Source organism: Microcoleus sp. AR_TQ3_B6 (assembly GCF_036702785.1).
Lineage (GTDB): Bacteria > Cyanobacteriota > Cyanobacteriia > Cyanobacteriales > Microcoleaceae > Microcoleus.
Genome location: NZ_JAUBVJ010000173.1, coordinates 1 through 5,715 on the forward strand (window position 1 = coordinate 1; position 5,715 = coordinate 5,715).

Consider the following 5,715-nt stretch of genomic DNA (forward strand, 5'->3'; position numbering starts at 1 on the left):
CATTCCATCATTCCTCTTTCACGATCGTCGCTCTATTTTACTATTTTTCTCCGCCCTTTACAAAAAAGCACTACCCTCCCTGTGATTTTTGCGGCACTGTACCGCGCCAATTCTAGTAAAAAAGGATCGGTTTCTGGTTTGATAACTGCCCCCGCCGGCAAGGAAACAATGCGGCTGACATAAGTCCGCAAATCGTTCCAGCCGTCGGGAATTTCAAAGTTTTCGGCGATGGGTTTGATGAGAGTGACTGCACATTCAACCATATCGGTTAAAACCGCGCGCACTTGAGTTTCATCTAATCCTTTATTCCGTTCAAAATACTGTGCAGCTAAGTAATACCAATCCAGAGGAACGCCGCCTGTTTTTTTGAGAGATTGAATTGCTTTTAAAGCGGGGATTTGGTCGGCTAAACCTAAATGTTCTGCAAGTTTTTGAGTCAAATCTAATTCCGGCGGGCTTTGTCGTTTAGCTTTGGGCAATTCTTTCTGAGAATTACTCAAGCGTTCCTGCCATTTATTCCAAATGCCCCGAGACAGGATATCCCCAAATTCTGCTAGTCTATCAATCCGATAGTCTTCTGGAAATTCAAGATTTAATTTACTGGGTAAATCTCCATCTTTTTGGAAACTTAGCAAGCTGTCGCTGCGCTTTTTTGCAGAGGATGCTTTGGTGCTGGTAATGAGTTTGCAAGCTGCTTCGATGCTAACTCCCATGAGTTCGATTATATCAAAAAACAGCCAGTAGAATTCACCAAATTTAAAGCCTTTTCCATCTCGGCTAAATCCGGTTGTTTTGAGTTTCAATCTCTCAGCGCAAAGGTTCTTGATTTTGGCGATTACGCGATCGGGAATTTCAGCAGTTTCGATGGCCGGTGCATTGGTTTTAGTTAGATAAACAGCACCATCTGGCAAGTACAGCAGCGGTGTATAGAACTCGCTGGGATGAGCGTCCATCAGAGCATTGTTAATGATATTTGTCAATACTCCGCGATTGTCGGAGAGGGAGTGATAGGTAAATTTAAGTTGTCCGTTGCTAAGAGAATTCAAAACTTCAGATAAACCGTTAGCCTCTGCATCGCTGGGATGTTTCACTACTGAGGCGAATAAGTCTGAGAGTCTGACTAGATTGGCTATAGTTCCTCTGATTCTACCATCGAGTTTAGGCTGCAATCCGCGAATTTCCAGACCGCGATCGCTATCATGTTTGACTCCGGCATTGTTGCTCATCCACACAATATCATCGATGTGCGATCGCCAATTGTCGCCTAAGAAAGTATCTAATCCGAGTTGTTGAATTTTTAGAGCCACATAATCGCGTCCGAAATTGGGGGCTTCGTCTTTATGAGGTGGTTTTTCTCGCCACTCTCGGTTGGCAAATTTTCCCTCGGAATCGTTAGTTTTCAGCCATTCACAATAATCTGGAAATTTGTCGAAGTCGTGCAGGATGTACGATGCTACGAACAAAGCTGTTTCTGTTTCACCGCAGTTGCGTTTAACAGGATTGGTTTCAGGCGTGTCGGTTTTGAGTTTCTTGAGAATTCGGTAAGTAGGGAATAAGCCGTTAAGCAGGTGAGAAGTAAAGGATTGATCGTGTTTGCTGCGATCGACATTTTTGCCTTCGGCGCGCCTGTCTTCTGTAAATTGACCGCCTTTGGCTGTGGCTCCAACTAGCTGCAGCATCAAGTTTGGCAAGACGTTGTCGGCGAAGGATGCTAAAAGACGATCGCCCTGATTTCCTTCTGCTTCTCGAATTGCTTCTTTAAATAAGCGAACTGTCAAAAGTTCGTATTTGGCTGGCGTTTCACTGTCATCATCATCTGGAGAATGCAGCCAATTGTAAAGTTCATCTTCATTCATGATTCTGTTTCCTCTGGTTCACTGGGTTGATATTCTTGAATCCTACCCTGTCGAATAATCCACAATTTTCCCAAAACTTCTGCTTGCTCTAATCCGAGGATTAACGTTTCTATTGCTTCTCTCCACTCTGTAAAATTGGCACGAGATGTTAGCCGAATTACAACAATCCCCGCATACTCTGATGGATTAAACCGCATCCGATTGCCAAATCCGCGATCGGCAGTAACTAAACATCTTTCCTCTTGACGACAAACATTAATCAGTTCCACATCGGGTGCCGAATTCAAACTTTGATTTGGTACTGTTTCTACGTCATGCCCTGCCAAACGTAAAAAGGTAACAACGCGAAGATCGACATTTTCATCTAGCTTTAACTTCACGTATTTGCTTCCTGCTTTTTTCCTAATGGAATCTCGGTATAATAATCTCGCGTTACTTCGGCACCGTAAGCAATACAAGCGAATACATCGTCTCTTTCTATGCTTGGATATGCTTCTAGGATTTCCTCAACAGTCATTCCTCCAGCTAGGTAGTCAAGGATTAGGGAAACCCAAATCCGATGGCCGCGAATGCAAGGTTTTCCAAAACAGATATTTGGATCGATCGAGATTCGGGACAGTAAATTATCTCTAGTCACAGTAGTGTTTCTCCAGTAGCGTACATCTTTAGCATATCCAACCTTCATCCTGCTGCGGTTTCCAGTGCCAAATCAGCGTCTCCAGCAACAGCGCCGATCGCCCAAATGCTATGGTGTAATTTGCTTTACCATCAGATGGCTCCCTCAAAGCATAGGCTTGGAAATGCACGGGCAATCCACACTTGGCTCGCAAAGTAGCGCGATCGCGATCGGAAACAAAGCACACCAAACCCCGATTGGATAATTTGCGGTTAATCTCGTTACTTCCCCCTGTCACTTCCAAATCTTTGAGAATTTGTACTTTGCCGGATTTAGCAATCTCGCCGAGGTCCTCTCGCGAGCAATAAAACTGCCAATCTTCTCGCAATTCCCGATATCCAGTCAATTTCAAATAACACAAAGCTTTCTCAAAGCGGCTGACTGCTAACCCGGCTTTTTTAGCTCTATCCAGAAAGTCGGCGCTTGCCATCACCTCAAAATGAAAGTTACTGAGCAAACTGGGAAGATTATAAGTTTTAAACCGTTCTTTCTCAGGCTCGTCGGGATTAGTCGCGTCATAAATTCCGCAATCTAACTGACTGATGCCTCGAAAACTTCGAGCCTCCTCAATAATTTTATTTTTCTCTTTTTCCATGCAGCGAAAAAGCTGCGATCGCATCTGTTTAATCGTAATTCCCAAAGCTTGCTGAATATCTGCTGCAAAATTAGCCGCGGCTTCGGGATACTTGGTTTTCATCTGATAATTTTTTTCTAACTCTAAATGCACGCAAGCTGACTGAATTGAGCCCCAGCGTTTGGGATACTGTCGAAACTCGTTGACATAGCCGTAATGCTGGCGGATAGCGTCCGACAAACTAATGCGATCGCGCGTTTCGCCATCTTGCAGGGGGTGATTTTCAGCCTCAAACAGCCTTTCTATAATAAAGTTAGGTAGCAAAGCATAAGCTTGATAAATATCAAAGCCTGGATGTCTCCCCAACCTGCCGAAACGCTGCATAAAATTCCCCGCATCCGCCGCTTCAAATACTAAAAAATTAATCCGAAAGTCAACTCCCACATCAATTGTCGATGTTCCCAAAAGTAAGTCAGCGTCTTCAACAGATTTAGACTTCTCTGTCTCACCAGTCAATCCAGTATTTTCTCGGACTTTCAATCCCAGGGGTTCAAAAATCGCCTTGAATTTGGGGACTAAGGTTTTTACAGCGGCGATCGAGTTCAGGATAATTGCACCTTTACTCCTCCCAGGATGATCTTGAAAAAATTTCAAAATCGTTGTTTCGGCATTTTCGACAATCCAGTTATAACTGGAACGCAGATTTGGTTCTAACTTTTGCGGAAAACTCAATTTAATCGGATAACTAATCTGCCGCCAGTTGCCACCTGCTGAAAACTGATAACCTCCCTGGTTGACTGGATCGATTATGCGATACTTTAACCCAGCCTTGGAAAACCCCTCTTCCAACAACTCGTTTGGCGTAGCAGAGAGGAATAAAAATTTTTTGCCGGGAAATGTGTGCTTAATTAACAGGATGGCATTGATGACGCTGGTAATTTGAGGAGATGAGAAGATGTGGAATTCGTCAAAGATAAATAGTTTGTAGTTGTCGTCTATCTTGGCAAACAGGCGATCGGGGTTATCTCCTTTACCTTCTTTGTTTCGCCGCAAATAGCGGAAGTCGTGGATGTAGTGGAATATATCGGGATTTGTCAGTAAAATTTCTGAGTTGTCCGCGCGATCGCACAATCCTGCTAATTTTGAAGAAAGTTTATTTGTCGCAATAAAATCTTCGAGAATTGCTGCATTCAAACGATAAATCTGCGGGTCGTTTTCCGGTTTAAACAGTGCTTTGTAGCCTCTTACCTGTTTTTCCTGATCGCGCGCCAGTTCGTTTGTCGGGTACATTGCTAAAGTGTACGTGCGATTGCTCACGGCTGCCAGAAAAGCTGCTAAACTTTTACCGTCCCCTGTGATTGCTGTATTGAAGACAATATCAATGGTTGGCTCTTTCAGTGCTTCGTAGGTTTCGACTTGATGCTGCGAGAGCCCGTCCCAACCCGCAGGTAAGGTAATGCCTGATGGAAGCGTCTGGGCAGGACGGGAGTACACTGCTTTCAGCAGGATAGTGTAGGCTGTCATGGTTATCTGCCTGTCGATCGATGTAATCTGTATTTACAATTAATCTACACTGACACATTCTTTTCCAATGTGCAAGTGTATTTGGAAAAATGTCGCGAAAAAAAGAAGCACTCACCCTTTCAGTGCCCCCGGAAACCAAGGAACAGCTAGAGGCGATCGCCCTTCGCCTCGGTATCTTTTGGGGCAAATCCCCCAGTGTATCTGGGTTGCTGGTGGCGATCGCCCAACACCGGCTCGATGTGGGCGAACCCTTCACCCTCAATTCCACCGAAGTCTCCGCCTTACAGCAAGGCATCAGACTGCTGATCGACTCAGGCTATGTTGAAGGTGCCCGATCGCTCTCACAACTGCTTGTAAGTCGGGGAAACCTCGCAGCCCCCCTGCGCCAGTCGCTCCTGCAACAAGCCATCCAACCCACCGCAGCGTGGCGCATTCAAGCCGAAGAATACATCAACAACGGACAACCCTTTCTTGTCCTCTACCGCAATCCCAAAGGAGAGAATTTGGCATATACAGTGCGCTATGCCGAGATTTCTCCCGAAGAAAAGCGCTTTTACCTAGAAATTTGGTGCGAAGAGACTGATGACATCAAAAATCCCGATTATCCCGAACTCATCCACAATCGCTGTCTGCGGTTCGACCGCATTCAGTCCATCATGAAAACGGACGGACAGTGGCGCGCTGAAGGCTTAGAATTTTTAGAAGTGTACTTACACTTTTATCGCGGCATGGTGAAAGCCTACGAACCGAGGGCAAGAGATATCAGCAATGAAGTTGTGGGAGATATCCGCCAAGTCGTGCGGCGCGTCTCTAATCCCTTTTGGTTGATTCGAGAGGTGTTTCGGTACGGCAAAGACTGCGTGATTGTCTCGCCCCAGAATGTGCGCGATCGCTTCCAACAAGAACTGATTGCCCTCTGCAGCCTGTACAACCTGGAAATCCGCGATTAGAGGACACGGCAATGCCCCTTTCCTAGGGAAATAATATCAATTCCGGTTGCACCGTCCGTGATTGTTGACTGTTGACTGTTGACTGTTGACTGTTGACTGTTGACTGTTGACTGTTGACTGTTGACTGTTGACTGT

At 45.3% G+C, this 5,715-nt stretch carries 5 protein-coding genes; 1 reads left to right on the forward strand and 4 read right to left on the reverse strand.

From position 1 onward, the window contains the following. Positions 1–32: 32 nt before the first annotated feature. The 4 genes from cas10d to cas3 are packed head-to-tail and all read right to left on the reverse strand — an operon-like array spanning position 33 to position 4,630. On the reverse strand, positions 33–1,856 hold the full coding sequence (gene cas10d, locus QUB56_RS36070) for a type I-D CRISPR-associated protein Cas10d/Csc3 (protein WP_332961162.1): 1,824 nt from the start codon (positions 1,854–1,856) through the stop codon (positions 33–35). Then, positions 1,853–2,236, reverse strand: a complete 384-nt coding sequence (locus QUB56_RS36075) for a DUF5615 family PIN-like protein (RefSeq protein WP_332961163.1) — start codon at positions 2,234–2,236, stop codon at positions 1,853–1,855. The genes cas10d and QUB56_RS36075 overlap by 4 nt, the downstream gene beginning before the upstream one ends. Continuing rightward, positions 2,233–2,541 carry a DUF433 domain-containing protein gene (locus QUB56_RS36080; RefSeq protein ID WP_332961164.1) on the reverse strand — a complete coding sequence of 103 codons (309 nt, stop codon included), beginning with the start codon at positions 2,539–2,541 and terminating at the stop codon, positions 2,233–2,235. Before QUB56_RS36080 ends, QUB56_RS36075 begins: the two co-directional genes overlap by 4 nt. Further along, on the reverse strand, positions 2,522–4,630 hold the full coding sequence (cas3, locus tag QUB56_RS36085) for a type I-D CRISPR-associated helicase Cas3' (RefSeq protein WP_332961165.1): 2,109 nt from the start codon (positions 4,628–4,630) through the stop codon (positions 2,522–2,524). The genes QUB56_RS36080 and cas3 overlap by 20 nt, the downstream gene beginning before the upstream one ends. 89 nt (positions 4,631–4,719) lie before the next feature. Between cas3 and QUB56_RS36090 the strand changes: the two genes are divergently transcribed. Next, complete coding sequence (locus QUB56_RS36090; RefSeq protein ID WP_332961166.1) at positions 4,720–5,580, forward strand: WYL domain-containing protein; 861 nt, start codon at positions 4,720–4,722, stop codon at positions 5,578–5,580. The last annotated feature ends 135 nt before the right edge of the window (positions 5,581–5,715 follow it).

Coding starts and splice junctions, on each gene's coding strand:
- cas10d (WP_332961162.1), bottom strand. CDS start 1,856: ATGAATGAAGATGAACTTTACAATTGGCTGCATTCTCCAGATGATGAT.
- QUB56_RS36080 (WP_332961164.1), bottom strand. CDS start 2,541: ATGAAGGTTGGATATGCTAAAGATGTACGCTACTGGAGAAACACTACT.
- cas3 (WP_332961165.1), bottom strand. CDS start 4,630: ATGACAGCCTACACTATCCTGCTGAAAGCAGTGTACTCCCGTCCTGCC.
- QUB56_RS36090 (WP_332961166.1), top strand. CDS start 4,720: ATGTCGCGAAAAAAAGAAGCACTCACCCTTTCAGTGCCCCCGGAAACC.